The organism is Lacimicrobium alkaliphilum (genome assembly GCF_002591895.1).
Lineage (GTDB): Bacteria > Pseudomonadota > Gammaproteobacteria > Enterobacterales > Alteromonadaceae > Lacimicrobium > Lacimicrobium alkaliphilum.
Genome location: NZ_NISX01000013.1, coordinates 74846 through 101082, shown reverse-complemented (window position 1 = coordinate 101082; position 26237 = coordinate 74846). Strand labels below are relative to the sequence as shown.

The 26237-nt window shown below is 51.1% G+C and carries 25 protein-coding genes; 7 read left to right on the top strand and 18 right to left on the bottom strand.

All coding sequences use genetic code 11. The features are described 5' to 3' along the window. Nucleotides 1-723 (top strand): HAD-IA family hydrolase, encoded by a 723-nt coding sequence (locus tag CDA54_RS13280; protein ID WP_099035504.1) that lies wholly within the window; start codon nt 1-3, stop codon nt 721-723. Nucleotides 724-825: 102 nt separating this feature from the next. Then, complete coding sequence (gene uvrD, locus CDA54_RS13275; RefSeq protein ID WP_099035503.1) at nt 826-2997, top strand: DNA helicase II; 2172 nt, start codon at nt 826-828, stop codon at nt 2995-2997. Nucleotides 2998-3019: 22 nt separating this feature from the next. Here uvrD and CDA54_RS13270 read toward each other — a convergent pair whose 3' ends face one another. The 8 genes from CDA54_RS13270 to CDA54_RS13235 all read right to left on the bottom strand — a co-directional run bounded on the left by CDA54_RS13270 (nt 3020) and on the right by CDA54_RS13235 (nt 6913). Next, complete coding sequence (locus CDA54_RS13270; protein WP_099035502.1) at nt 3020-3316, bottom strand: type II toxin-antitoxin system RelE/ParE family toxin; 297 nt, start codon at nt 3314-3316, stop codon at nt 3020-3022. After that, the gene (locus tag CDA54_RS13265) at nt 3304-3588 is read right to left on the bottom strand and encodes a hypothetical protein (RefSeq protein ID WP_099035501.1); all 285 of its coding nucleotides are present in this window, start codon (nt 3586-3588) and stop codon (nt 3304-3306) included. The genes CDA54_RS13270 and CDA54_RS13265 overlap by 13 nt, the downstream gene beginning before the upstream one ends. A 73-nt stretch (nt 3589-3661) precedes the next feature. Next, nucleotides 3662-4579 carry an EamA family transporter RarD gene (rarD, locus tag CDA54_RS13260; RefSeq protein WP_099035500.1) on the bottom strand — a complete coding sequence of 306 codons (918 nt, stop codon included), beginning with the start codon at nt 4577-4579 and terminating at the stop codon, nt 3662-3664. 105 nt (nt 4580-4684) lie between these two features. Continuing rightward, a complete protein-coding gene (locus CDA54_RS13255; RefSeq protein ID WP_099035499.1) occupies nt 4685-5473 on the bottom strand; it encodes a M48 family metallopeptidase in 789 nt (262 codons plus the stop codon). Next, the gene (locus tag CDA54_RS13250) at nt 5466-5837 is read right to left on the bottom strand and encodes a TM2 domain-containing protein (RefSeq protein WP_099035498.1); all 372 of its coding nucleotides are present in this window, start codon (nt 5835-5837) and stop codon (nt 5466-5468) included. Before CDA54_RS13250 ends, CDA54_RS13255 begins: the two co-directional genes overlap by 8 nt. Continuing rightward, nucleotides 5819-6070: a membrane protein insertion efficiency factor YidD gene (gene yidD, locus CDA54_RS13245; protein WP_099035497.1), complete on the bottom strand. Its 252-nt coding sequence runs from the start codon at nt 6068-6070 to the stop codon at nt 5819-5821. The genes CDA54_RS13250 and yidD overlap by 19 nt, the downstream gene beginning before the upstream one ends. 1 nt (nt 6071) lies before the next feature. After that, nucleotides 6072-6290, bottom strand: a complete 219-nt coding sequence (locus CDA54_RS13240; RefSeq protein WP_099035496.1) for a DUF4177 domain-containing protein — start codon at nt 6288-6290, stop codon at nt 6072-6074. Between the two features lie 149 nt (nt 6291-6439). After that, nucleotides 6440-6913, bottom strand: coding sequence for a thioesterase family protein (locus CDA54_RS13235; RefSeq protein WP_099035495.1), 474 nt, complete (start codon nt 6911-6913; stop codon nt 6440-6442). Between the two features lie 118 nt (nt 6914-7031). Here CDA54_RS13235 and recQ point away from each other — a divergent pair, with 118 nt between their 5' ends. Beyond that, nucleotides 7032-8849 carry a DNA helicase RecQ gene (recQ, locus tag CDA54_RS13230; RefSeq protein ID WP_099035494.1) on the top strand — a complete coding sequence of 606 codons (1818 nt, stop codon included), beginning with the start codon at nt 7032-7034 and terminating at the stop codon, nt 8847-8849. A gap of 46 nt (nt 8850-8895) precedes the next feature. On the opposite strand, the gene CDA54_RS20015 is transcribed toward recQ, so the two are convergent. From CDA54_RS20015 to ilvG, 7 genes are all read right to left on the bottom strand, one after another. Next, nucleotides 8896-9393 carry a type II toxin-antitoxin system death-on-curing family toxin gene (locus tag CDA54_RS20015; protein ID WP_099035493.1) on the bottom strand — a complete coding sequence of 166 codons (498 nt, stop codon included), beginning with the start codon at nt 9391-9393 and terminating at the stop codon, nt 8896-8898. A gap of 10 nt (nt 9394-9403) precedes the next feature. Continuing rightward, the gene (locus CDA54_RS19615) at nt 9404-9574 is read right to left on the bottom strand and encodes a hypothetical protein (RefSeq protein ID WP_180237216.1); all 171 of its coding nucleotides are present in this window, start codon (nt 9572-9574) and stop codon (nt 9404-9406) included. Nucleotides 9575-9875: 301 nt separating this feature from the next. Next, entirely contained in the window at nt 9876-11423 is a 1548-nt protein-coding gene (gene ilvA / locus CDA54_RS13220) for a threonine ammonia-lyase, biosynthetic (RefSeq protein ID WP_099035492.1), read from the bottom strand. Continuing rightward, nucleotides 11423-13276, bottom strand: a complete 1854-nt coding sequence (gene ilvD, locus CDA54_RS13215; protein ID WP_099035491.1) for a dihydroxy-acid dehydratase — start codon at nt 13274-13276, stop codon at nt 11423-11425. Before ilvD ends, ilvA begins: the two co-directional genes overlap by 1 nt. A 185-nt stretch (nt 13277-13461) precedes the next feature. After that, a complete protein-coding gene (locus tag CDA54_RS13210) occupies nt 13462-14391 on the bottom strand; it encodes a branched-chain amino acid transaminase (protein ID WP_099035490.1) in 930 nt (309 codons plus the stop codon). Between the two features lie 12 nt (nt 14392-14403). Next, entirely contained in the window at nt 14404-14646 is a 243-nt protein-coding gene (gene ilvM / locus CDA54_RS13205) for an acetolactate synthase 2 small subunit (RefSeq protein ID WP_099035489.1), read from the bottom strand. After that, nucleotides 14643-16298, bottom strand: a complete 1656-nt coding sequence (gene ilvG / locus CDA54_RS13200; RefSeq protein ID WP_099035488.1) for an acetolactate synthase 2 catalytic subunit — start codon at nt 16296-16298, stop codon at nt 14643-14645. The genes ilvM and ilvG overlap by 4 nt, the downstream gene beginning before the upstream one ends. Nucleotides 16299-16743: 445 nt before the next feature. Here ilvG and CDA54_RS13195 point away from each other — a divergent pair, with 445 nt between their 5' ends. From CDA54_RS13195 to CDA54_RS13185, 3 genes are all read left to right on the top strand, one after another. After that, nucleotides 16744-17358 (top strand): trimeric intracellular cation channel family protein, encoded by a 615-nt coding sequence (locus CDA54_RS13195; RefSeq protein ID WP_099035487.1) that lies wholly within the window; start codon nt 16744-16746, stop codon nt 17356-17358. Between the two features lie 79 nt (nt 17359-17437). Continuing rightward, nucleotides 17438-18958 (top strand): YifB family Mg chelatase-like AAA ATPase, encoded by a 1521-nt coding sequence (locus CDA54_RS13190; protein ID WP_099035486.1) that lies wholly within the window; start codon nt 17438-17440, stop codon nt 18956-18958. A gap of 199 nt (nt 18959-19157) precedes the next feature. After that, entirely contained in the window at nt 19158-21041 is a 1884-nt protein-coding gene (locus tag CDA54_RS13185) for a formylglycine-generating enzyme family protein (RefSeq protein WP_099035485.1), read from the top strand. 763 nt (nt 21042-21804) lie between these two features. On the opposite strand, the gene CDA54_RS13180 is transcribed toward CDA54_RS13185, so the two are convergent. Both CDA54_RS13180 and ilvY read right to left on the bottom strand, forming a co-directional pair. Continuing rightward, a complete protein-coding gene (locus CDA54_RS13180) occupies nt 21805-22680 on the bottom strand; it encodes a multidrug transporter (protein WP_099035484.1) in 876 nt (291 codons plus the stop codon). A 74-nt stretch (nt 22681-22754) separates the two neighbouring features. Beyond that, nucleotides 22755-23612: an HTH-type transcriptional activator IlvY gene (gene ilvY, locus CDA54_RS13175; RefSeq protein WP_099035483.1), complete on the bottom strand. Its 858-nt coding sequence runs from the start codon at nt 23610-23612 to the stop codon at nt 22755-22757. Nucleotides 23613-23768: 156 nt separating this feature from the next. On the opposite strand from ilvY, the gene ilvC reads away from it, so the two are divergent. Beyond that, on the top strand, nt 23769-25253 hold the full coding sequence (ilvC, locus tag CDA54_RS13170) for a ketol-acid reductoisomerase (RefSeq protein WP_099035482.1): 1485 nt from the start codon (nt 23769-23771) through the stop codon (nt 25251-25253). A 151-nt stretch (nt 25254-25404) separates the two neighbouring features. Here ilvC and CDA54_RS13165 read toward each other — a convergent pair whose 3' ends face one another. Continuing rightward, nucleotides 25405-26232: an MOSC domain-containing protein gene (locus CDA54_RS13165; protein WP_099035481.1), complete on the bottom strand. Its 828-nt coding sequence runs from the start codon at nt 26230-26232 to the stop codon at nt 25405-25407. Between the last annotated feature and the right edge of the window lie 5 nt (nt 26233-26237).

The following is a 26237-nucleotide window of genomic DNA, read 5'->3' as shown; positions in this document are numbered from 1 at the left end:
ATGATTATTTACCGCCCGCTACAGCCTATTACGGCGTTGTCGTTCGATCTTGATGACACCTTGTATAACAACCACAGGATCATGGTCAGAGCGGAACGCGCGCTATTAGACTTTCTGCATCTCGAATACCCCGATACCGCCACACATGGCATTGAGTTCTGGCGCCAGATCAAAGCAGAGTTGTTACAACAACGACCGGACCTGCACAACGATATGGGCGAGCTGAGACGGCAGCAGCTCTATCAGGGCCTGCATTCATGCGGTTATCGCAGCGAAACCCTGGCAACGGCAACACAAGTGGCGTTTGACTACTTCTATGCGCAGCGCAGCGATTTTAAAGTAGATCAGAGCGTCTGTTCTTTACTTGATAAACTGGCGCAAAAGTTACCGCTGGTGGCCATTACCAATGGTAATGTCAACCTGGAGAAAATTGGTATTGCCGGATATTTCAGCGCCTGTTATCACGCCAGCATGAAACAGCCGATGAAACCCCATACCTGCATGTTTAACGCAGCACAGCAACATCTCGGCATTCCCACCAGGCAAATTCTGCATATTGGCGATGGCCTGAGAAACGATATTGCCGGGGCGCTCAATGCAGGCTACCAGGCAGCCTGGTTTGCTGCGAACCGACCCATGAGTATCAGTGATGAACCCGCCGGCGTATTACCCCATGTGCAGCTTGACCGACTTGAAGAACTGTTGCAGCTGGTAAACAACTAGTATCAAAGTGGAACAGTGTTCAGGGCTTCTGGTGTATAAAAACACAGTACAGCTGTTATACTTGCCGCAGTTTACGCGCCACTACTTATGAGATAACACACCATGGATGTATCCAGACTCATCGACAGCCTTAATGAAAAGCAACGTGAGGCCGTCGCCGCACCGCCCGGAGATATGCTGGTACTGGCCGGCGCCGGTAGTGGTAAAACCCGTGTACTTGTGCACCGGATGGCCTGGTTGATGGAAGTGGAAGGTATCTCCCCCTTTGGTATTCTGGCGGTTACCTTTACCAACAAAGCTGCCCGGGAAATGCGTGCCCGCGTGGAAAAACTGATGCACTCCTCCTTGCAGGGCATGTGGATCGGTACGTTTCACGGTCTGGCGCACCGGCTATTACGTACTCATTATGAAGAAGCCCGGCTACCGGAAAACTTCCAGATTCTCGACTCTGATGATCAATATCGCCTGATCCGCCGGGTACTCAAGGCACTGAATCTGGATGAAAAACACTGGGCGCCCAAGCCAATTCAGTGGTATATCAACGGCAATAAAGACGAGGGATTGCGGGCACAACACATTGAAACTCACGGCGATCCGGCACAACAGCGAATGAAAGAGATCTACCAGGCCTACCAGGACACCTGTGACCGTTCCGGGCTGGTGGACTTTGCCGAGCTGTTACTAAGAGCCCACGAGCTTTGGGTTAACCACCCACGTGTTTTACAGCATTATCAACAGCGCTTCCGCGCCGTGTTGGTAGATGAGTTTCAGGATACCAATAATATCCAGTACGCCTGGTTACGGCTATTAGCAAGCCCCAACAATAATATGATGATTGTGGGTGATGATGATCAGTCTATTTACGGCTGGCGCGGTGCCAATGTGGACAATATCCAGCACTTTCTGCGTGATTTTGACGGCGCACAGACCATTCGCCTGGAGCAGAACTACCGCTCCACCGGCAAAATCCTCAAGGCCGCCAATGCGGTAATTGAGAACAATCAGAGCCGGTTAGGAAAAGAACTGTGGACCGACGGTGTGGATGGCGAGCCTATTTCTCTTTATGCCGGCTTTAACGACCTCGACGAGGCCCGTTTTATTGTGGCACAGATCCGCCAGTGGCATGACAAAGGCGGCGCTCTGTCTGACTGTGCCGTGCTGTACCGCAACAATGCCCAGTCACGGGTACTGGAAGAAGCCATGCTGCACGAAGGGCTTGCCTATCGAATCTATGGTGGCCTGCGCTTCTTCGAGCGCCAGGAAATCAAAGATGCTTTAGGTTACCTGCGTATGATCAACCAGTCGCTCGACGATGCTGCTTTTGAGCGGGTTGTGAATACCCCAAGCCGCGGAATAGGCGAGCGTACTCTGGAGCAAATCCGTGAAACCGCCAAAGTAACGGAACAGTCCTTATGGCAGACGTCATTGCAGATGTTGCAGGAAAAACGCTTGTCAGGTCGTGCCGCCAATGCCTTGCAGGGCTTTGTCGATCTGATTTTCAGGCTACAACAGGACAGCCTGGAACTGGCTCTGGAGCAGCAAGCCGAAGACGTCATAAAAGGCTCGGGATTGTATGCCATGTATCAGGCGGAAAAGGGTGAAAAGGCCCAGGCACGCATAGAAAACCTCGAAGAACTGGTTACCGCCTGCAAACAATTTGAAATGCCTGAAGAGGCTGAAAATATGACGCCGCTGTCTGCTTTTCTGGCCCATGCTTCACTGGAAGCCGGTGAATCTCAGGCTGACAGCCATCAGGATGCGGTGCAGATGATGACCATGCACAGCGCCAAAGGTCTTGAATTTCCACTGGTGTTAATTGGCGGCGTAGAAGAGGGCATGTTTCCCAGCCAGATGAGTGCAGAAGAGCCAGGGCGACTGGAGGAAGAACGCCGTCTTTGTTACGTTGGCATGACAAGGGCTATGGAGAAGTTGGTCATCACTTACGCTGAAAGTCGCAGACTTTATGGCCAGGAAAAGTACCATACTCCCTCACGTTTTTTGCGTGAGATCCCAACCGACTGCATAGAAGAGATTCGCCTGCGCAATACTCAGGTATCACGGCCGGTACAGAATCGCTTTGCTCCTGCCACCTCCCACTCTGCTTTTGATTCCACCGGCTTTTCCCTGGGCCAACGGGTTGTTCACCCCAAATTTGGTGAGGGCACGGTACTCAACTATGAAGGCTCCGGAGAGCATGCCAGAGTACAGGTGAATTTTAGCGAGGTGGGCAATAAATGGCTGGTATTAAGCTATGCCAGGCTGACTCCTGCGTAAAAAAACCGACCATCGGGCCCCTCTATTCCTCGACATAGCCCATTTCCCGTTGATGTCGAATGGCAAGAATCAGCACTGTGTCGTGCGCTTCCTCGTAACTGTACAGAGCAGCATAACCGCTCTGGCCACGGGATATAACCAGTTCTCTCATATCCTGTTCAGCAGGACGTCCTACAAAGGGATGATTCTCCAGAACCTGTATTGCTTCCAGAATTAGTTCTGTTGTTTCCAGAGCTGCGACCGAATCCGTTTCGAGGAGAAAGTCAGTGAGCCTTTTAAGATCGCCAAGCGCACACCGTGAATAGATCAGCTGCGCCAAGGCTTGGCCTTTGGTTCAGAGATCGTTTCACCGCGCGCGCGGGCTCTTATATAGCTGTGCACCTCAGTCGCAGAGTAGCCCTTTTTGGACTCCAGAGTTTCGGCTCTTGATGCAACCGCATCAGATACGAAGGCGGCACGTTTTTCCGCTGCGATGGCGGCCGTTCGGATCGCATCGACCATAAATGCGTGGGGAGTAACACCCTGGTGCTTCGCAGCTTCGGCCGCTAGTTCTTTTATATCCTTTGGCAGTTTCAATGAAGTTGTAGACATAGTAACTCTCGAGGCCTTGCGGGGTGTTACTATGGTAGTACCCTGTGAGCGCATAAGCAAGCAAACAACAATCTCAGGCGCCCGCCGCCATAGCTGCTTTTCTGGCTTTACGATTACGCTGAAAGTGGCGGTAGGAATCGAAACTGAACAGAACCAGACCAGCCCATACCAGAGCAAAGGTCATCAGTCGTTCCTGATGCAATGGCTCCTGGTATAAAAATACCGCCAGCACAAACATAATACTGGGGCCGATATACTGAAAGAACCCCAGTGTAGAATACATAATCCGCCGGGCGGCACCGGTAAAACATAACAACGGCGCGGTAGTGACAATACCGGCGCACATCAGGGTCAGGTTCAGGGCGCTGGTGTTTTCAAACATATTGCTGGCGGGGCTGGCAAACCAGATCCAGTAAGCAATCGCCATCGGCATCATCAATAAGGTTTCCAGAAACAAACCGGGCATCGAATCCACATCCACCTGTTTGCGAAGCAGTCCATAGATGCCAAAGCTGCCTGCCAGCGCCAGTGCTATCCAGGGCACCTGTCCATAAGACACGATCATGATTCCTACGCCAAAAAGCGCCAGCCCCACCGCGATCTTCTGCATCCGACGCAACCGTTCACCCAGAAAAATCCGCCCTAAGGCCACGTTTAACAAGGGGTTAATATAATAGCCCAGACTGGCATCCAGCAGATGATCGTTATTGATCGCCCAGATAAACAGCAGCCAGTTGCCACCCAGTAACAAACCGGAAACCAGCAGGATCTTCATTACCTTCGGGGTGAGCAGGGCCTTGCGGACTTTAACAAACTGCCCCAATGCGATGACCAGTACCACCAGTATCAGCATCGACCAGATAATCCGATGCAACAGAATATCCGGCGCCGGCACCTCAAGTAGCAACTTGAAATACATGGGCGCAAAACCCCACATGCTATAAGCAGCGATGGCCAGCAAGACTCCGGTACGGGCAGATTTATCAGACATTGAGTGTTTTTTCACCGGTGGAACAGGCGCTTATCTTCGGTGATAAAGGCCTGCAAAGCAAACGAATGCTTTTAGCAGCAAGGATTAGAAAAAGTAATTGATAACCTAAGGCGTGATGCCGCCGAACGTTTTCTCCCGCTGTGAATAGGAAGGGTGGGTACTTAACCACTGATACTGTGGCTTTTGTTGTTCTGATAACAGTTTCAATACACCCAGCATGGGCTCGGCAGTACCGTACAGGGCAATCAGCTTGCTTGCCGCAAAAGCATCCGCCTGCTGTTCAAGAGTTCTTGAATACGTCAGGTTATAACCCAGTGCAGAGCTCTCAATCAGTAAGTCGCCCATAAGCCCCGTATCTCCGAGGAGCATTGATATCATCACGTAGAATAAAGACGACTGAACCGTCTTTTCCATCAGGTGATTGTAGTGAATATGAGCAATTTCATGCAGCAACACACCATTGAGCTGTCTCTCGTTCAGGGTATTAACCAATTCATCTGTTATAACTATTGAGCCATCCATAAGTGTGATGGCGTTGATATGCTGATCCCATTGGCGAAAATGCAGGCTCAGTTCATCCGGCTTAAACTCTATTTCACTGAGCAACTGATTAAACTGCTCTGTCACTTTATTCTGTTGCTCCTCTGCCAGCTCACTGGGAGCGAACTCACCTGCGTCGAGGTCTTCTAATGTTGACTCACCAATGATCTGATAAATTTCAGCTGGAATTTTTTCGGCAATATATTCAGCCGCAGCAGGCAGTAGGGTGGTATAGGTTTTATAACCAAGCAGAGACAACCCCACCAGCATAGATACCACAATAAACAGCCATGATTTCCGGACCCGATTATCGGGCTGCATATGGCCAGGATTACGCTGCCCGGAATCAGGCAATGTTCTGTACCTGCCTGAGTGTGCTTTTCATCACTTCATTATTATATCTCTGCACAATAGACTGACTGCGGAACAGCTGTGGCAACTCGATCAGGATGATGACAACAAAAAGAACAATGCCAAAGCTCTGAATAAACAGCAGACCGAACAGCATGACGACCAGGTTGACCAATCCATGAGCATATTTTTCCAGATAAAAATGGTGTAAGCCGGCCAGAAAAAAATAGTTTAGTACTGCGTATGTATCAGGATCTTTTACCAGTTTCTCTTCTGTCTGGTAGTAAGCCTTTTTCTGATCCTGTGACAGAGCTGCTATTTCTTTGCGCAGATCATCTTCTTCCAGTTTTAATTGCTCAAGTGACATGGTTTTTCCTTATTAACCGGGTCATAAATTTTTTCAATACAATCCGGGTGGCTGCAGCGTCTTATCCGGCTACCCGCCAAATAAAGCCCTTTGATGAGTCCACAGGTACCAATAGCCTGATAGGTGTATTCAGAACAACTTGGAATGAAGTTGCATTCAGTATTAAAAAAGTGCCTGGATCCTCCCTTAGACTGATACCACCTGATGGCTTTCTTGAGGCCCCTTACAAACATATTATTGCCTGCCGAGCGTAACGATCACCGCTTCTCTGGTCCAGAATAGCCAAAAGCGTTTCTTCTCTACAACCTGGAAAACCACCTGCCAGCCATCTGCCGCCTCCTTGTTGAGTGTGGACTCCATTCTTTTCAGTGGCAGACCACTGGCCCCCAGTAAAATCGTGCCACAGCCACCTTCAGCGATATGAATGACTTTATATTCGTTGTAATTCGACATGGATACTTCCTTTTTTTACTTTTTATAAGGCAGGGATAGCCTATGGCTTTCCCTTGCCGTGCTGCAACAGACTCTTAAAAAACGGCATACTTGTCAACAAAGACAAATTTAGTCACGCAGAAGCTTAATCCCGCGATGTAAGACGCCATTCACCCCACCATATAGGTGCCGGTGCCAAAGGCGATATGCTCGCCCTCTTCATTGTGCAGCTCCATCCGGCATACGGCGACACGACTGCCTTTTCGCAGCACGCTGGCGGTGGCGATAAATTCTTTGCCCTTGCCAGGGCGCAGATAATCTACGCGCATATCGATGGTACCCATTCTGCCAAGGCGACGCTGAAAGTCCTCCATGCTCAGATCCTGCATATCCCTTACCATATGGAGAATGGCCATCAACCCTCCTACGGTATCGAGAATTGCAGCGGTGACACCGCCATGCAGAATCTTTTGCAGGGGATTACCCATCAGACCATCATGCCAGGGCAGTCGCACTTCCACGCCCTCACCGTCAAACTGGCTGATTTGCAGCCCCAGCATTTTGTTAAATGGCATTTGTTCGCGAAAAACTCTGGCCACATATTCAGCCAGTTCGTTGCTCTGTACTATTTGTGGTGTCGCCATCACTGCCTCTGGTATGACCTGTTAGTATGTCTATCATAACAATTCGGCCGCCAAGGTGGTAACAACCTCTGTGCCCCGGTAAACTGTGGGCCTGTTTTAACTGCCACACAGAGCCCCTTTGTCAGAAGCCCTTGCCTCCCCCTTAGCTGAACAGTCACCACTGGCAATTCTGAGCGATATCTTTGGCTATAAGGCATTTCGGCCAGGGCAGGAGGAAGTGATTCAGGCTTGTGTGGAAGGTCGCGATACCCTGGTGCTGATGCCCACCGGCGGTGGTAAATCCCTTTGTTATCAGATCCCAGCCCTGTTGTTACCAGGGCTGACGGTAGTGGTTTCACCCCTGATATCACTGATGAGAGATCAGGTGGATGCCCTGAAGGCCTCCGGCGTACAGGCGGCCTGCCTGACCTCGGCCTTATCGCCGCAACAACAATCAGAGGTGATGGCTAAGGTCAGAGACGGTCAGATTAAGTTGCTCTACGTGGCACCGGAAAGGCTGATGCAGCCCTATTTTATTCAGCGCCTGCAGGATTTATCGGTCAGCCTGTTCGCCGTGGATGAAGCTCACTGTGTATCTCACTGGGGCCATGATTTTCGCCAGGACTATATGGCCCTGGGCCAGCTTAAACACTTTTTCCCCGGTGTGCCGGTAATGGGGCTGACTGCCACCGCCGATCCTGCTACCCGCGCCGACATTCTGCAACAGCTGAATCTGCAACAACCCTTTGTGCATCAGGGCAGCTTTGATCGCCCCAATATCCGTTACACCCAGGTACAAAAGTATAAGCCGCTTGATCAGTTAGAGCGCTATATCCGCGAGCAGGAAGGCAGCGGCATTATTTACTGTAACAGCCGCAAGAAAGTAGATGATGTGAGTTATAAACTGGCCAACCGCGGTATTAACTGCGCCGGTTACCACGCTGGAATGGAGCCAGAAATTCGAGAGATCATTCAGCGTGACTTTATTGCCGATAATATCGATGTGATCGTGGCCACCGTGGCCTTTGGCATGGGCATTAATAAGCCCAATGTGCGCTTTGTGGCCCACCACGATCTGCCCCGTACTATCGAATCCTATTATCAGGAAACCGGCCGTGCCGGGCGAGATGGCAGCCCGGCCGAGGCGCTGCTGCTATTTGATGAAAAAGATGTGGCGCGCATTCGTGAATGGATCAGCATGACCGAAAACCCGCAGCGCCAGCAAGTAGAGTTACAGCGTTTTGCCGCCATGGAGGCCTTTGCCGAGTCCCAGACCTGCCGCCGCCAGGTGCTGTTAAATTACTTTGGCGAATACAATGCCACCGCCTGTGGCAACTGTGATATCTGCCTGGATCCGCCCAAACGCTTCGACGGCACAGTAGCCGCGCAAAAAGTGCTGTCCTGTATCTACCGGCTGGAGCAAAGTGCCGCCAGCCAGTATCTGATTGATGTACTCAGGGGTAAAAAACTCAAACGTATTATTGATGCCGGTCATGACCAGCTCAGCACCTATGGCATTGGTAAAGAGGAGTCAGACGCCTGGTGGCATAACCTGATAAACCAGCTGATTCATCAGGGCCTGGCAAGGGTGGATATCACCCAAAACGCTGTCATTAAGCTCAACGAAGCGGCACGGGCGGTGTTAAAAGGTGAGATGGCAGTGAATCTTGCCGTACCCAGAATGAACCTGAATCTGGGTAAAAAAGCCAAACTGGATAACCGCAACTACGACCGCGCCCTGTTCGCCAGACTGAAGAAACTGCGCAAAGCCATTGCCGAGGAAGATCAGGTACCGCCCTTTGTGGTATTCAGCGATATGACCCTGTCTCATATGGCGGAAAAACTGCCCACCAATAACGCCCAGATGCTTGAAGTCAGCGGCGTCGGCCAGACCAAACTGGCCCGCTACGGCGAACCGTTCTTAAACGCCATTAAGGAGTATCTGGCGGGGGAGTAAGGAGTATATGACATTATTAATAATAGGGGATATTGTCGATAAGAAGCTAGTCCAATGACTTCAACAAGCTAAGTTGAGAAGATGATTGTTGTATTCCATCTTCAACTTCGTTGAGCTCCATGCCCTCGACTTCTCTACAGAAAGCCTTGAACCAGCTTGATAGTAAGTGAGGATTATCGTAATCAGGCTCGTTTATCGCGACCTTTATAGAAACGTCCATCACAGATTCCAATGAGGGTTCAAATATGAATCCATTTGCCCGCAAAAAGATTACCGATGCTATGAAAGCCGTCCTCTTATTCCCATTATGAAAGGCGTGGGCTTTGTTTATTTTAATGAATAAAACTGCAGCTAAGGTAAATATGTCTTCACATTGTTCATAATATCGGTAGAGATTGGGACTTTGCTGGAGAGACTCTAAGCTATGGCGGCTCATCACCCCACACTGTTCCTTGGGGGTGAACTTTATGACCGCCTCATTGATTAGCTCTATATCTTGACATGAAAGATACCGTATACCGGGACAACTTTTATCCTCTTCCATGAGAATATAGCTAAACTTTCGCTAATTCCTTAATAGTTTCACGATGTTTTTCGGTTGCCTCTGTTAAGGCTTTTTCAATGATTCTGGCGTGATTACCAAGGAATGCGCGAGCACGCACAACATCATCGCTGCTGCGATTAAACAGCTGAAAGTCGTGGTTTTTCGCTGGTGCTGCAGACATTGCAATTCTCCTTGGTTAGTAACATAAACGGCCGCGTAGTATATATATTATTCAATTACTTTACCAATATGTTTTTTATCGGAAAAACATTGATTTACTTTATGGCCCATGATTTTCAGCACTTCTCTTAACATAGCGTAGTTCTGATTTCTTAGTCAATTTTATGATGTTACTAAGTATGTAAGCTAAACTGTCCAAAATTCCGCAACTTGACGATTTCCCTATACATCGCGCCAATTGGCGGTCTCGCGTTAAATCATTCCAACAGCTCAATACCTGATTTACTGACATTAAATCGGGCTTAATCAAACACCCCATTAAGATCCGATAAAAAGAAGCGGTATGCAGGATTAGTGGTTTGTTCTTCGAACTGATACCCCAACTGAGTCAGATATGGATCAAAATCGGCCCGTGAATCGGCCGGAATATCAAAGCCTACCAGCACCAGGCCTTCGGCGGCGCCGTGGTTGCGGTAGTGGAACAGGGTAATGTTCCAGCGCTCGCCCAGGGTATCCAGAAACTTCATCAGTGCGCCCGGGTGCTCGGGAAACTCAAAGGAAAAGATATGTTCGTTGAGTAGCTTAGGTGGTCTGCCGCCGACCATATAACGCACATGCAGCTTGGCCATTTCATTGTCGGATAGATCAAACAGCTGATATCCGGCCTGATTCAGGCTCCGGGCGATGGCTTTAAATTCTTCCCGGCCTTCGCGCAGTTTAAGGCCGACAAAAATATGCGCCTCTTTATTGCTTGCAAAACGGTAGTTAAATTCGGTGATGGCGCGCCCACCCAGTAACTCACAGAAATGCCTGAACGCACCGGGGCGCTCGGGGATTTTGGCGGCAAACACCACTTCTTTCTGCTCACCCAGCTCGCAGCGTTCAGACACATAACGCAGAGTATGAAAATTAATATTGGCGCCGCACAGTATGCCGCCGATTTTATGGCCCTGAGTACCGTTTTCACGCACATATTTGCGGATACCGGCCACCGACAACGCACCGGCAGGCTCGGCGATGACCCGGGTATCGTCGAAAATATCTTTAATTGCCGCACAGATCTCATCGCTGGAAACGGTAATCACTTCATCCACATACTGCTGGCACAAACGAAAGGGTTCGGTGCCGATACGTTTAACCGCCACGCCATCGGCAAAGATGCCCACTGAAGGCAAATCCACCGGCTCACCTTTTTCCATGGCCGCCTTAAGGCAGGCGGATTCTTCCGATTCCACCGCGACAATTTTTAAATCCGGTTTAAGTTGCTTGAGGTACACGCCGATACCGGCGGCCAGGCCACCGCCACCTACGGCGATAAACAGGGTATCCAGATGGGGATTCTGCTCCAGCAGTTCGCGGCCAATAGTGCCCTGCCCGGCAATCACATCAGGATCATCGAAAGGCGGCACAAAGGTAAGCCCTTGCTTATCCGCCAGTTCCCGCGCATGCTTGCTGGCAGCATCAAAACTGGTGCCGTGCAGCACCACTTCGGCGTATTCACCGCCAAAGGTGCGCACCGCCTCGACTTTGATCTCCGGCGTGGTCTCCGGCATCACGATCACAGCTTTCATCTGCTTGATACGCGCCGAGTACGCCACGCCCTGCGCGTGATTACCGGCCGAAGCGGCGATCACGCCCGCCGCAGCTTGCTCCGGCGTTAACTGACAGAGCCGGTTGTAGGCGCCGCGCAGTTTAAAGGATTTTACCGGCTGCTGATCTTCGCGCTTAAGCCAGATATCATTGCCCAGCGACGCCGAGAGTTTATCCAGGCGCACCAGATCACTCTGTACAGCCACATCATAAACGGGCGAGAGCAGAATTTTTTTCAGATAGTCGGCTTCTGACACCATTACTGCTGCCCCTCCAGCAGGGCCCTATTGCGCACGGCACCTTTGTCGGCGCTGGTAGCGAGCATGGCATAGGCCTTTAACGCCAGAGACACATGGCGCTCACGGTCGGCCGGTTGCCAGGGCTTGTCGGAAGCGTCCATTTCGCTACGCCGTTTTGCCAGTTCTTCAGCATTGATTAATAACTCAATGCGCCGGTTAGGAATATCAATGGCGATCTGATCACCTGGTTCAACTAAAGCAATGTTGCCGCCTGCTGAGGCTTCCGGTGACACATGGCCAATCGAAAGGCCCGAGGTGCCTCCGGAAAAACGTCCGTCAGTGATCAGTGCACAAGCTTTGCCGAGGCCTTTGGATTTCAGGTACGACGTAGGATAGAGCATCTCCTGCATGCCCGGGCCGCCTTTGGGGCCTTCATAACGAATAATCACCACTTCGCCGGGCTGCACCTCATTGTTGAGAATGCCGGTCACCGCAGCGTCCTGACTCTCAAAAATACGTGCCGGGCCGGTAAATTTAAGAATACTTTCATCCACCCCGGCGGTTTTCACAATACAGCCGTCTTCGGCCAGATTGCCATACAGTACCGCCAGGCCGCCTTCCTGACTAAAGGCGTGCTCCATATTGCGGATACAACCCTGTTCACGGTCGGTATCCAGAGTCGGATAACGGCAATTCTGACTAAAGGCTTTGGTGGTACGGATACCCGCAGGCCCGGCCCGGTAGAATTCTCTGGCCGGTTCATTTTCGGTATTCACCACATCCCACTGTGCAATCACTTCACCAATGGTTTTACCCAGCACATGGGGTGCGTCACTCTGCAACAAACCGCCCCGTTCCAGTTCGGCCAGAATACCAATCACGCCGCCGGCGCGATGCACATCTTCCATATGGTATTGGGGGGTAGCCGGGGCCACCTTGCACAAATGGGGTATTTTGCGTGACAAGCGATCAATGTCGGCACAGGTGAAGTCCAGTTCGGCTTCCTGGGCGGCCGCCAACAGGTGCAGAATCGTATTTGACGAACCGCCCATGGTGATATCCAGGCTCATGGCATTTTCAAAAGCTGCCCGGCCGGCAATATTACGTGGTAGGGCCGTTTCGTCATTTTGCTGGTAATAGCGTTTACACAAATCCACTGCTACTTCACCAGCCTGAACAAACAACTTTTCGCGGTCTGCATGAGTGGCCAGCATCGAACCGTTACCAGGCAAAGACAAGCCCAGTGCCTCAGTCAGGCAGTTCATCGAGTTAGCTGTGAACATGCCAGAGCATGATCCACAGGTAGGGCAGGCGGAGCGTTCAATCGCTTCACTGTCTTCATCGCTGACTTTGTCATCTGCGGAGGCGACCATGGCGTCCACCAGGTCCAGTGCGATAATCTGGTCAGAGAGTTTGGTTTTACCCGCTTCCATCGGCCCTCCTGAGACGAACACCACCGGGATATTCAGGCGCAATGCCGCCATCAGCATCCCAGGCGTTATCTTGTCGCAGTTGGATATACACACCAGTGCGTCTGCACAATGCGCGTTGACCATGTACTCTACCGAATCGGCGATAATTTCCCGCGATGGCAGACTGTAGAGCATGCCGGAATGGCCCATAGCAATGCCGTCGTCCACCGCTATGGTATTAAACTCCTTGGCCACACCACCGGCCGCTTCGATACTGCGGGCCACCAGCTGGCCCATATCTTTAAGGTGCACATGGCCGGGTACAAATTGTGTAAAAGAATTAGCAACGGCAATAATAGGCTTGCCAAAATCTGCTTCCTGCATACCCGTGGCGCGCCACAGCGCCCGGGCGCCGGCCATGTTTCTGCCTTGTGTGGTGGTCGCTGAACGTAATTTTGGCATTGCTTAACCCTTATATTGCTGTCACTGAAGGTTATTCTTCAGTTAGTGTGTTTCGCATAGTTGATAGATCCCAACCCGGATTTCGCTTCGCTACATCCGGGTATATCCAGCACCTTTGATAACCTGATGTTATTGGTTGGCAGATTGCCAATTCAAAGGTTGCTGGGCTATGATCCGCTAACTATTTACTCGACCGGCGTCAGCCAGCCCCATTTGTCTTCTGTGGTACCGTCAAACAAGCCGAAAAATGCCGACTGCACTTTTTCGGTGATGGGCCCACGGCTACCGTTACCCACTTTAATACCGTCGACACTGCGCACCGGCGTCACTTCCGCTGCGGTACCGCACATCAGTATTTCATCGGCAAGATACAGCGCTTCACGGGGAATGTTTTCTTCGACTACGGTATAGCCCATCTCTGCCAGCAGCGTAATAACTGTGTCTCTGGTGATTCCGGGCAAAATGGCAGCGGTTCTTGGTGGTGTTGAGATCACCCCGTTACGCATAATAAACAGGTTCTCACCGGCCCCTTCACTGAGGTAACCATTGATATCCAGAGCGATACCTTCCTGATAACCGTGGCGTCTGGCTTCCATGGAAATAAGCTGTGAAGACAGATAATTGCCCCCGGCCTTGGCACCTGTTGGCATGGTATTGGCGGCCAGTCGGTTCCAGGAAGTTATGCCGGCATCAACACCGTTTTGCAGACCCTCTTCACCCAGGTATGCTCCCCACTCAAAGGCGGCGATGACCATTTCCGTTTCCTGCCCGAAAGGTACCTGCAAGCCCATACCGATATCGCCATAAAAGGCGATAGGGCGAATATAGGCAGACTTGAGATTGTTCTTTTTGATGATGTCTTTGGTGGCCTGATCGATCTGCTCTGCAGTGTAAGGAATGGTCATCCGATAGATTTTTGCCGAGTCCAGCAACCGCTGAGTATGCTCCTGCAGACGGAAAATACAGGTTCCTTTATGGGGGGTATGATAGGCCCGCACCCCTTCAAATACGGAAGAACCGTAGTGAATGGCGTGGGTCATGACGTGTACCGTCGCCTCCTGCCAGGGCATGATGTTACCGTTAAACCAGATAAACTCAGCTTGTTTCTTAGCCATGATAGTTCCTTGTTATGCCGTTTGTGGCAATGTTTGCTCAATATTCAGTGAGGCCAGATCATACAACTTATGTAGCTGGGTCGTCAGTATGTTAATGGGTTGTGGGCCGGATACCTGCATCGACAACTGTAAACCAGCACCACTGTTATGCATCTGCAGCTGGCTTATTTTAAAGCCACGGTAGCGGGTAGTTTGTAAAACGCGCTCGAGCGCAGCGGGTTGATCAGACAAAAATAATTCCAGGTCGTAGGTCATCGGGCTTGCTCCCACATTTTATGATTGGCGGTATTGGGCGGTACGATCGGCCAGACATTGGCCTTGTGATCCAGGCGCACGTGTAAAAGATACGGCCCGGGGTGCTCAAGCATGGTTTTCAGTGCCGCTGGCACCTCAGCCGCATCGGTAATTTCACAGCTTGCTATACCAAAGGCTTGTGCCAGTTGACTAAATGGCGGGTTATCCGACAGGTCCGTTTCACTGTAACGCTCATCATGAAACAGCTCCTGCCACTGCTTCACCATGCCCAGACGCTGGTTGTCCAGAATCAGAATTTTTACCGGCATCTGGTAACGGCGCAGGGTACCCAGCTCCTGTACATTCATCATAAAAGAGCCGTCCCCGCATACGGCCATCACTTGCTTATCGGGCTCAGCCACCTGAGCACCAATAGCCGCTGGCAGACCGAAACCCATGGTGCCCAGGCCGCCACTGCTCAGATGACGGGTAGGATGTGAAAACTGCATATGCTGGGCCACCCACATCTGATGCTGACCCACATCACAACTGACAATGGCATCCTCTTCACTGAGATCACTTAAGCTTCTGAGCAGCGATGGCGCATCAATATCTTCGCCAGCCTGATGCGCAGCATAGCTGAATGCTTTTCGTTGTTTTAACTTTTCTACCCGCTCCAGCCAGGAGGATTTCTGGCTGTGGCAATCGAGCGCCGGCAGAATCTGTTGAAGGTCACCGAGGATACTGACATCAGCATGGCGGCGCTTGTGGATTTCCGCCGGATCGATATCCACATGAATGATTTTCGCTTGTGGTGCGAATTCCTCCAGTTTGCCTGTCACCCTGTCATCTAGCCGGGCACCAATAATTAACAGTAAATCGGCTTCCTGCACCGCAAGATTTGCCGCCGCCAGTCCATGCATCCCCAACATACCAAGGTAATGAGAATGATGATTCTCGGCGCTGCCTAACCCCTTCAGGGTACTGACCTGAGGTAAACCGGTTCGGTTAAGAAAATCGCGCAACTGCGGTACGGCATTGGCCATGCTCACACCACCACCGATATACACAACTGGACGCTGACTCTGTTCCAGCAAATGATTCGCCGCATGGATGGCCGTGTCTTTGGCTTGCGGCAAGGGTTGTTCAGCGGGTTGTTCCGGAACATCCTCTGGTACAAAACCCTGCTGTATATCTTTGGGAATATCCACTAAAACCGGTCCTGGCCTTCCCTCTTTTGCAATCGCAAAGGCGCGGTTCAACACTGGTTGTAAATCTGCCGGCTCCATCACCTGCATACTGTGTTTGCAGATACTCAGACTCAGGCCCAACACATCCACTTCCTGAAACGCATCGGAGCCCATTGACGTGCGGGCGACCTGGCCTGTGATCACGACCAGTGGCACCGAGTCCAGCTTGGCATCGGCAAGGCTGGTGAGCAGATTAGTGGCGCCGGGGCCTGAAGTGGCAATACACACACCCACCTTGTTCGTAGCACGGGCATAGCCGATAGCGGCAAAGGCTGCGCCTTGTTCATGACGACAAAGAAAATGGCGCACAGGCGAATCCAGCAATGCATCGTAAAGAGGCATAATGGCCCCACCCGGATAGCCGAAAACCCGATCTGCACCGTGCTTAATAAGCGATTTTAAGATTGCCTGTGCGCCTGTCATGTTCTTGTCTCTGTTAGTTTAGTTGCCGGTTTGCCTGACCCTCAGGCAATAAAAAACCCCCGGACTTTCGTGCGGGGGTTTTTTTGAATCTGGACTTAATTCAGGCCAAACGCTTCCCCCGCGGAGATGGAATAATCACCACGACCAGTACGACTGTAAGAAGAAGGTTTGCGAATTGGTTCATAAAAAGGCTTTTGCCCTATTTTAGTCAAGTTACGTCACTGCCTATAAGAAGTACCATGGCGCTAAAGGACAGATCAAGAATTAATTTCAGAATATTCATCAGGATTATCCTAATACCCTTTCATTAACCGCCACCATTTAGGACAGAATGACTCATTATCACTTAGCCTGACTGACCCTTTTCGAGCAGCAAAGCTATTGTTATTTCAGTGACTAAGGTTAGAGTATTGCGTAGTCACATAGCTTAACCCGGACGAATAATATGGCCCAATGGCTGCACTGGATCGATCTTTTTGGCGTATCAGTATTCGCCATTTCCGGCACATTAATGGCCTATAAAAAATATATGGACGGTTTTGGTGTCGTGGTATTGGCATCTGTCACTGCCATTGGCGGCGGTACTTTAAGAGATATGATTCTGGATCTGCCGGTGTTCTGGGTTCAGCAGCCGGACTTTCTTTACGCCATTCTGATTGCCGCCTTTACGACCATTGTGTGGCTGCGTATCACCCACAAATTTCCCTACCAGCTGTTGTTGGTGGCCGATGCTCTGGGGCTGGCCTTCTTTAATGTCATGGGGCTACAAAAAGCGCTGAACTATGGCACGGGCCCCTTTATTGCCATAGTCATGGGTACCATGACCGCGGTATTTGGTGGCCTGATCCGTGATGTGATCTGCCGCGAGATCCCCCTGGTTCTTAAAGGTGAGCTGTATGCAACCACCTGCATCATCGGCGGCATACTATATGTGCTTTGCACCTGGCTTGATGGCAGTACCAGCCAGGCCATGATAACGGGGTTGTTGGTCACCCTGGGGTTGCGACTCGCCGCCATACGCTGGCATTGGCAATTACCGGTATTCAAAGGCAGCCACTGACTTCGGCATTTAAACACACAGATAGCAAAAGGTTGCTATAACTAGGTAAGGAGAAATCAAATACCGAAAGGATGCATTCATGTCTCTGGCCATCGCTCATACCCGCGCCTGTGTTGGCGTGGAAGCTCCGCCAATCCGGGTGGAAGTTCATCTGGCGAACGGTTTACCTGCCTTTAACATTGTCGGCCTGCCGGAAGCCTCCGTGCGTGAATCCCGGGATCGGGTACGCAGCGCCCTGATCAATTCTGGCTTTGAATTTCCCGCCAGACGAATAACGGTGAATCTGGCACCGGCGGATCTGCCCAAAGATGGCGGACGTTTTGATCTGGCAATTGCCATTGGCATCATTGCCGCCGGAGGCCAGATTCCGCAGTCAGCACTGGATTGCCATGAACTGACCGGTGAACTGGCATTAACCGGTGAACTGCGGGCTATTCAGGGAGCCCTGCCGCTGGCTTATGCGACCTATAAACAAAACCGTAGTCTGATCTTACCGCAGCAAAACACCACAGAAGCGGCACTCATCCGCCAGGCCCGACTTTATCCGGCTTCTCAGTTGCTGGAGGTGTATCATCATTTGATTGGTCAGCAGGTGTTGCCACTGGCAAAGCCCTCAGCCGCAACCTTAACGACAGAATCTTCTGTGCAGCTGGATCTGCGCGATATTGTTGGTCAGGCAGCGGCCAAAAGGGCACTGGAGATCGCCGCAGCCGGCGGGCACAATCTGCTCTTTACCGGTCCCCCCGGGACCGGCAAGACCATGCTTGCCAACCGTCTCACTGCAATATTACCGCCCATGACCGAGGAGGAGGCCTTACAAACCGCCGCCGTGTATTCCATTGCCGGCAGACCCGTGGATCCAAAACAATGGCGACAACGGCCTTTTCGCCATCCCCACCATACCAGCTCAGCCGTGGCCCTGGTGGGAGGCGGCAGCATCCCCAGACCCGGAGAAATCTCCCTGGCCCACAATGGCGTATTGTTTCTGGATGAACTGCCGGAGTTCGAACGCAAAGTGCTGGATGTATTGCGCGAACCCCTTGAATCAGGCGAAGTCTCGATATCAAGAGCCGCTCGTCAGGCCCGTTTTCCGGCCAGCTTCCAGTTGATTGCAGCCATGAACCCCAGTCCTACAGGTAGCAGCGAGGATAAACGCAGTAATCCGCAACAGATATTACGTTACCTGAATCGTATTTCCGGCCCCTTTCTGGATCGCATTGACCTGCAGGTGGATGTACCAAAATTACCCTCTGGCCAATTTGCGGAACAAATTAAAGATAAAGGCGATAGCAGTGAAGTGGTAAGGGCTCGTGTTCTCAGCGCCAGAAGACTGCAACTGAAACGTGCCGGCAAAGCCAACGCACAGCTGGATAACACTGAACTGGAACGGGATTGTGAGCTAACTCAGGGTGACCGGCAGTTTCTGGTCAATACCTGTGAGCGTCTGGGTCTTTCTATCCGCACCTTTCATCGTATTCTCAAGGTGTCCCGCACCATTGCTGATTTGGATCAACAGCAGCAAATCAATAAATCCCATCTGGCTGAGGCCCTGCAATACCGTTCCTTTGACCGCTTGCTGAATCAGCTGCTCAGCCAATAACAAAGGCTACAGGTTTATTTACTTATGTTATTTAATCGCCAATAAGCATCTATGATACTTGCGCTTTACTTGACAACTCAATAGCATAGGGCCTTACTGCGACAATTAGACATACAATTAATCGTCGCCGTTTGATGTAACACTACGCCCAAAAAAATAATAGCAGTTTGCCGGCTGGCGACCCGTTTGGAATGGAATAATGAAGCGAATAGCACACCTTGCTCTAGCGATAGCCCTGATACATTCGGCGGGCCTGATCGCAGCGGAAAATTTGTCCGTAGAGGAAATACAACAGCAAATTCAAACCAACCAAAGCGAATACGACAGCTATCACCGGACCCTGGAGAATGAGATCTCTGCGGCCGCACAGCTTGAGCGGGAGTTGGCCTCGTTAAGAGAAAAAGGCAAAGAACTGGAGCACACGCGCCAGCTACGCCTGAACGAAATGAACGTGCAGTATGAACGCACGATCGAAGATCCCAGCATCGATATCAATGAAGCCCGTGAATCTTATCTGGCAGCGGTACGCGCTCATAAAGAGAACAAAGATGCCATTACCACCAGTTACAAAGAGTGGCAATCAAAGTTACTGGACGTAGAGCAACTGCGCCTGTCCAAACACAGCCTGCTGAATAAGATTGAAAGCCTCAAAGAGCAGCTGAATAACGCCCGGGTGGATCGTCTGGTTAAAGAATTTAATCGCCAGGACAATGTTACCGTAAATCACGAAATCACCTGTGACAGAGATGAAACACTGGGTAAATGTACTGACAGAGGTAAGTCTCTGGCCAAACAGAAAGCCTCCAAGCGTTTTCTTGACCAGCTATATGATGGTCTTACCGAAGCAGCTGCCGCAAGGCAACACCGCCCATACTCCGATGTCTTTGTGCAGATTCTGCGCAGTGAAGTTGCACGTGATGGCTTCAGCGGTGCTGGTAACTATGCCGTACAAATGAACGTGGATGTTAAGGGTAGCCTCAGACGCACTCAGGCCTGTCAGCTACTTGGGCTGGATAGTCGTTATTGTGTTGCAGAGCGCACACCTCCTGAGGTAGCCAAAGTGATTACCGTCCCCCGGGACGATAGTCAGATTAACACTGACGAATCAGTGATGTATGAACTGACTATCCGCTCGAATGTATACGACGATGAAGTCTTTATTGATGGTGTCAGCTATGGCTCCACGCGTCTGCAAATTATGCTGCCAGCCGGGCCCCATGATATAGAGGTGGTCAAACGTGGATATGAAACCTACACCGACGCCATTGAATTAAAAGAAAGTACCACCTTAAAAGTAGAACTTGAGCGCGCTCAGTTTGCCTTTAACAAAGGCGAGAAGGTGCAGGATATTCTGCATGGAGATAAGCCCGGACCACAACTTATCGTGGTACCTGCGGGCTCGTTCCGTATGGGCGACATCTCTGGCACCGGACTGGAAAATGAACGGCCGGTGGAAACCCAGACGCTGGATAACTCCTTTGGTATCGGTGAAACCGAGATCACCGTAGCCGACTTCCGCAGTTTTGTTGAAGAAACCAGCTATGTTACCGATGCCGAAAAAGACAAGGGCTGCGCCTATTACGACCAGGGCGCGCCAGTGTGGCAGGAGCAACTGAACTGGCGCACGCCGGGTTATGCCAACAGTGACAAACATCCGGTAGTCTGTATCAGTCAACGCGACGCTCAGGCCTACGTAAACTGGCTCACCGAAGCGAGCGGTAAGAAATATCGCCTGCCTACTGAAATCGAGTGGGAATATGCCGCCAGAGGCGGTACAGAAACAGATTACTGGTGGGGTGACAGCGTCGGTACCGGCAACGCAAATTGCGGCTGGTGTGGCAGCCAGTGGTCGAATATCGCGGCGGCACCCATCTCATCATTCGACCGCAATAAATTCGGTCTGTTTGATACCGTCGGCAATGTATGGGAATGGACCATAAACAGTTCAGCAGGTAACGGCGCGGTAGTACGTGGCGGGGCCTGGAACTTTGCGCCACGCCTGGCCAGAGTCTCGACCCGTATGGAACTTGATCCTGAATTCAGAGCCAACTACATCGGCCTGCGGGTAGTGCGCGAAAGATAGCAATAACCCGACTTGTAAAAGTGCCAGTCAGTTAAGCTGACTGGCATTTTTATATCTCTGTAAACGCTTTAGTCAGACAGATAGCCTGGCTGTCCCTGCGGATATAACGCACCGTCCCTGGTGTGCCAGTTACCTTTGCATTGGGCATCCCTGCCCAATGCCTTTCAGGCCAGCTAAAGCTGTCCAATTTGGTTCCCGACCAAATTGTCTTTACTCGTGTAAAGCAAGGTAACCCAAAGAAAGCACGCCCCTAACGCCACACAAAGTTCGGTCATGGCGAAAGCCGGTGCGCTCAGTAAGCCTGCTTCGGAAACGGAATCAGAAGCTGTCCTGAGCGAGGGACTTTTATGAAATCCTTCCCTAGATTTCACCAAAGGCCATCCTTCGGATGTTCAAAATTTTTCCAGAAAATTTTGTCGGTTACCTTTGTGTCCTTACAAAGGTAACTGGCTCGAAGGGACGAGAGACATAAAAGACAGGGAGGTCGATGTCTCGTTTAAGTCAACATACAAAAGCCAGATTTGTTTAACTGACAAGCATTAGGCAAACGCCGGTTTTTTTATGTCCAGGGGCTGTAAGCGCCCGGAAAATGCAACGCATTTTCAGCGAACAGCGCGGAGGCAAGGATGCCGAAGCTGGACTTTTGAAAAAGGCAGGAGGCCTGTTTCAAAAGGACGGTATGCCGCGGTCGCATGGATGCGAATGAGCGGCGATGTTCAGAAAGAGGGTATGCCGAGGGTTTGGCGATACAGATAAACGGCAATCAGGCCCAGACCACACAGATCGCCGCCACTACAATCAATAACAATCCCCATTTATCAGCTCTGGCCAGTGATTCCCGAAACATATAACGGGAGATCAGCAGGCTGAAAAAGATTTCTACCTGCCCCAGAGTTTTAACCAGTGCCACCGTCTCAAGACTCATGGCAGTAAACCAGCCAATTGAACCCAGGCAGCTGAGCAGGCTTATGATCAGGGTAAGTCCCGGTCGCCGCCACAGGGCAACCAACGTATCTCTGTCGGTCATCAGCAGCCAGCCGGTTAACAACAATGTCTGCAACAACAAGACCAGCAACAGCACCCAGGCGGCACCATGTGGAAAGGGTAAACCCAGTTCCAGGCTGGCCTGGCGAACCCACAGGGACGTTAATGCAAAGGCCAGCCCACTGCCAATTCCCAGCAATAAACTATCCCATGACCAGGTGCGGACCCGATTAATGCCACTGAGCAGCAGTATGGCGATGGCGCCCATCAGAACACCGAGCCAGCCGAGCAGACTCAGTGACGCGGAAAAAAAGGCCACACCAAGAGCCGCAGCCAGTACCGCTTCACTCTTAGCCAGCCCAACACCGATAGCGTAGTTGCGTCGCTTGAATAAAGTCACCATCAGTGCGGTCGCCAGGATCTGCATCAGTGCCGCCCCCAGAATGAACCCCAGCAAAGGGGCCGTAAAGACCGGGGCAGAGGCTGGCTGAATCTGATACAGCCCCCACAAATATAATGCCGCCACAGGCCCAGCCAGCACAAAGCGGGCCAGCGTCACGCCGCTGGCCGACACCTCATGACTGAGTTTTTTCTGAAAAGCATTGCGCCAGGCCTGCATAAAAGCGGCCATCAGGGTAAAGGGAATCCAAAGCATGGTCAGGGTCAATCCGTATCAGGGAAGTGCATAGTATCTGAACGGGAGTTAACTGGCGAATGTACCGGCCAGGTTCATATCTGTGCCATCAGTGCCTGAATAAGGGGTTCTGATGACCGTTCATGCAGACAACAGATGCCCAGTTTAAATGACTCAATATCCGGCAGGGAAATAATACTGATCTGATTCGCCAGCACCGACTGCTCTACCACCGGGCGCGGCACGATTCCAATACCGCATCCCAGCGCCACCATACTGACGATAGCTTCATTTCCGGCCACAGAAGCATACACATTGGGCCTGATACCGCGCTCTGCCAGCCAGTGATGAACTATTCGGCGGGAAGGACCGGACTCCGGCAGCACCATTGCTACCTTTCGCCAGTCAATCTGCTGCAATTGGGTAAATCCCAGATATGAAGGGCAAATCAGCACCAGCGGCAAAGTATCCAGATGCTGAAAACTGAGTTCATCAGCAAATTCCGGCGATTCAACCGCAATAGCCAGATCAACCTGTTTAGTGCGGACTTTCTCTACCGATGTAGCCGGATCGCCGGTGGTCAGTTTTATTTCAACCTGTGGATAGCGGTGGCGAAAACGTTCCAGCAATGCGGGCAGGTGACTATAGCTGGCAGTAACCGAACAAAATAGCGAAAGCTCTCCCTGTACCACCTGGCTCTGCCGCTGAATAGCTGTCTTAACATCCTGCCATTCCCGTAAGGTCCGGCTACTGAAATCCAGTAATTGACTGCCCGCAGCAGTTAACCGCACATTGCGATTATCACGCACAAAAAGACTTGTGCCGCATTCCTGTTCCAACCTCTGAATAGAGCGGCTGAGTGTGGAGGGAGAGACAAACATGGCTTCTGCCGTTTTCGCGAAGTGCAAACTGGTAGCCAGATGCTGAAACAGCTGAAGAGAGCGGATATCCATAGTATATTTCAGTTATTGCAACACTATGTTGCATATATATCATTTTATTCAACGTGGTGGCTAGTCTATTATCGGCTGCAACATACAAGTACGTCACTGGCTTGTAAGAAGAAGATTCTCAGTCCTGAAATTTTGTCAGGGCATTTGGAGCAAGAAATGGCAAATTATTTTAATTCTCTGAAACTCAGAGAGCAGCTGGACCAGCTCGGTCGCTGTCGTTTTATGGACCGGGAAGAATTCAACTCCGGTTGTGATTTCCTTAAAGGCAAGAAAATTGTCATCGTCGGTTGTGGCGCTCAGGGCCTGAATCAGGGTCTGAATATGCGCGATTCTGGTCTGGATGTGGCCTACGCACTGCGTCAGAGCGCCATTGAAGAGAAGCGTGAATCTTATGTTCGCGCCAGCAGTAACGACTTTACTGTAGGAACCTACCAACAGCTTATCCCCCAGGCAGATCTGGTCTACAACCTGACCCCGGATAAGCAGCATGCCAATGTGATTGAAGCGGTTATGCCGCTGATGAAAAAAGGCGCCACGCTATCCTATTCTCATGGTTTTAATATTGTCGAAGAAGGCCAGCAAATCCGCGACGACATCACAGTAGTCATGTGTGCACCTAAGTGCCCGGGCACTGAAGTTCGCGAAGAATACAAACGCGGATTCGGCGTTCCGACACTGATTGCTGTACATCCTGAGAATGATCCCCAGGGTCAGGGCCTGGATATCGCCAAAGCCCTGGCATCGGCTACAGGCGGTGACAGAGCAGGGGTGCTCGAGTCGTCTTTTGTAGCGGAAGTGAAATCTGACCTGATGGGCGAGCAAACAATCCTTTGCGGTATGCAGCAAACTGCGGCACTGCTTGCCTTTGATAAGATGGTGGATGATGGCATCGATAGGGCCTACGCAGCTGCATTGATACAATATGGATTACAGGCGGTAACTGAGGCACTGAAGATTGGTGGCATCACCAATATGATGGACAGACTGTCTAATCCGGCCAAGCTTAAGGCTCAGGCATTGTCAGAAGAGCTCAAAACCTTGCTTCGCCCTTTGTTTGAAAAACATCAGGATGACATTCTCAGCGGTGAGTTTTCTCGCACCATGATGCAGGATTGGGCTGACGGCGATGCCAATTTGCTCAAATGGCGGGAACAGACTCGTCAGAGTGCGTTCGAGCAAACACCTGAATACAATGGCAAGATTGATGAGCAGGAATTCTTCGACAAAGGTATTTTGCTGGTGGCTATGATCAAGGCGGGTGTTGAGCTTGCTTTCGATGTGATGGTGGAATCCGGCATGTTGCCAGAGTCAGCTTATTACGAATCGCTGCACGAAACTCCGCTAATTGCCAACACCATTGCCCGTAAGCGCTTGTACGAGATGAACGTTGTCATTTCAGACACCGCAGAATACGGCAACTACCTTTTTGCCAATGCAGCAATGCCGCTGCTGGCGGAGAAGTTTATGCCAAAAATCGATACGGATCTGATAGGCAAGGGGCTGAATCTGGATTCTCACAGTGTAGATAACAGAGCGCTGGTGCAGGTTAATGCTGCCATTCGTCAGCATCCTGTTGAGAAAATAGGGGATACCCTTCGCGGCTATATGACAGATATGAAAGCCATTGTGGAAAACAGTTAAGCAAGTCTGCAGAAAATTACTCCCATTTTCTGTCGTTAGGTGCCTGGCACCTGTTGCCCGGTCAATTTGGCCGGGCTTTTTTTTGCAGAATCTCACCGCTGAGTCGCAGAGAACGCTGAGTTTTAATACCAGGCTAATAGCGATGGTCGAATCAATTCGACGCTACATAATGCTCAGCAACTCTTGTCTCCAGCACTTCTATTTCAGAATCCTGCTCCAGTAACCCGCCTTTGATCACCGTCGCATTCATACCAAAATTGATTTTGCCGTTCTGTTCTTTACGAAAAAGGGAAAGTGCCTTCAGTGGTTCCTGATTGCCAATAAATTCTCCGTTTTTCGGATCCCGGGTAGTGAAAATACAGCGGCTACAGGGATTGTCCAGGCGCAGCTCCACCTCACCGATGCGGATCCGCTCCCAGTTGTCCTCAGCAAAGGGCTCTGTTCCTGTCACGACCAGATTAGGTCTGAATTGTTCCATCCGGTGGGGCTGCGCTAAACGTTGATTGAGTGCCTCTAGTGACGCTTGTGAAATCACCAGCAACGGATATCCGTCGGCGAAACTGACATGAGTATCCGCACTTTGACTGAATCGCGGGGATTCATTGCCGGTATAGAGCAGCTGGCAATCACGGCCCAACAGCGCTGAAAACCAGTCGTCCGCCTGCTGATGGGTCGCCAGGCCGCTGAATTTATCCTTCCACACATGGGTTTCAATGCCATCGCCAGAGAACTGCGGATAGTGCAGTTCAAGAGGCGGCATATTCGGGTGAGTGACCAGCAGACCGTCACTTAGCGGCGTGGCTTTTACCTGCACCAGTTTTGGCAATGCCCTGCCAGTGAGCATGCGACCTTTGCGATCAGCCAGCATAAAACGTCGATCCAGGGCCAACCCTTCAGCAGTTACCACTGAGCGGGATAGTTGCAATCCACGGGTAGATTTAATCGGGTAAATAAACAGTCCGGCAATTCTCTGTGACATCCGTT

What these genes read in the sequence shown, in the direction of transcription:
- CDA54_RS13280 (WP_099035504.1), top strand. Translation starts at nt 1, where the DNA reads ATGATTATTTACCGCCCGCTACAGCCTATTACGGCGTTGTCGTTCGAT.
- uvrD (WP_099035503.1), top strand. Translation starts at nt 826, where the DNA reads ATGGATGTATCCAGACTCATCGACAGCCTTAATGAAAAGCAACGTGAG.
- CDA54_RS13265 (WP_099035501.1), bottom strand. Translation starts at nt 3,588, where the DNA reads ATGTCTACAACTTCATTGAAACTGCCAAAGGATATAAAAGAACTAGCG.
- rarD (WP_099035500.1), bottom strand. Translation starts at nt 4,579, where the DNA reads ATGTCTGATAAATCTGCCCGTACCGGAGTCTTGCTGGCCATCGCTGCT.
- CDA54_RS13250 (WP_099035498.1), bottom strand. Translation starts at nt 5,837, where the DNA reads ATGTCACTTGAGCAATTAAAACTGGAAGAAGATGATCTGCGCAAAGAA.
- yidD (WP_099035497.1), bottom strand. Translation starts at nt 6,070, where the DNA reads ATGTTTGTAAGGGGCCTCAAGAAAGCCATCAGGTGGTATCAGTCTAAG.
- CDA54_RS13240 (WP_099035496.1), bottom strand. Translation starts at nt 6,290, where the DNA reads ATGTCGAATTACAACGAATATAAAGTCATTCATATCGCTGAAGGTGGC.
- CDA54_RS13235 (WP_099035495.1), bottom strand. Translation starts at nt 6,913, where the DNA reads ATGGCGACACCACAAATAGTACAGAGCAACGAACTGGCTGAATATGTG.
- CDA54_RS20015 (WP_099035493.1), bottom strand. Translation starts at nt 9,393, where the DNA reads ATGGAAGAGGATAAAAGTTGTCCCGGTATACGGTATCTTTCATGTCAA.
- CDA54_RS19615 (WP_180237216.1), bottom strand. Translation starts at nt 9,574, where the DNA reads ATGTCTGCAGCACCAGCGAAAAACCACGACTTTCAGCTGTTTAATCGC.
- ilvA (WP_099035492.1), bottom strand. Translation starts at nt 11,423, where the DNA reads ATGGTGTCAGAAGCCGACTATCTGAAAAAAATTCTGCTCTCGCCCGTT.
- ilvD (WP_099035491.1), bottom strand. Translation starts at nt 13,276, where the DNA reads ATGCCAAAATTACGTTCAGCGACCACCACACAAGGCAGAAACATGGCC.
- CDA54_RS13210 (WP_099035490.1), bottom strand. Translation starts at nt 14,391, where the DNA reads ATGGCTAAGAAACAAGCTGAGTTTATCTGGTTTAACGGTAACATCATG.
- ilvM (WP_099035489.1), bottom strand. Translation starts at nt 14,646, where the DNA reads ATGACCTACGACCTGGAATTATTTTTGTCTGATCAACCCGCTGCGCTC.
- ilvG (WP_099035488.1), bottom strand. Translation starts at nt 16,298, where the DNA reads ATGACAGGCGCACAGGCAATCTTAAAATCGCTTATTAAGCACGGTGCA.
- CDA54_RS13195 (WP_099035487.1), top strand. Translation starts at nt 16,744, where the DNA reads ATGGCCCAATGGCTGCACTGGATCGATCTTTTTGGCGTATCAGTATTC.
- CDA54_RS13190 (WP_099035486.1), top strand. Translation starts at nt 17,438, where the DNA reads ATGTCTCTGGCCATCGCTCATACCCGCGCCTGTGTTGGCGTGGAAGCT.
- CDA54_RS13185 (WP_099035485.1), top strand. Translation starts at nt 19,158, where the DNA reads ATGAAGCGAATAGCACACCTTGCTCTAGCGATAGCCCTGATACATTCG.
- CDA54_RS13180 (WP_099035484.1), bottom strand. Translation starts at nt 22,680, where the DNA reads ATGCTTTGGATTCCCTTTACCCTGATGGCCGCTTTTATGCAGGCCTGG.
- ilvY (WP_099035483.1), bottom strand. Translation starts at nt 23,612, where the DNA reads ATGGATATCCGCTCTCTTCAGCTGTTTCAGCATCTGGCTACCAGTTTG.
- ilvC (WP_099035482.1), top strand. Translation starts at nt 23,769, where the DNA reads ATGGCAAATTATTTTAATTCTCTGAAACTCAGAGAGCAGCTGGACCAG.
- CDA54_RS13165 (WP_099035481.1), bottom strand. Translation starts at nt 26,232, where the DNA reads ATGTCACAGAGAATTGCCGGACTGTTTATTTACCCGATTAAATCTACC.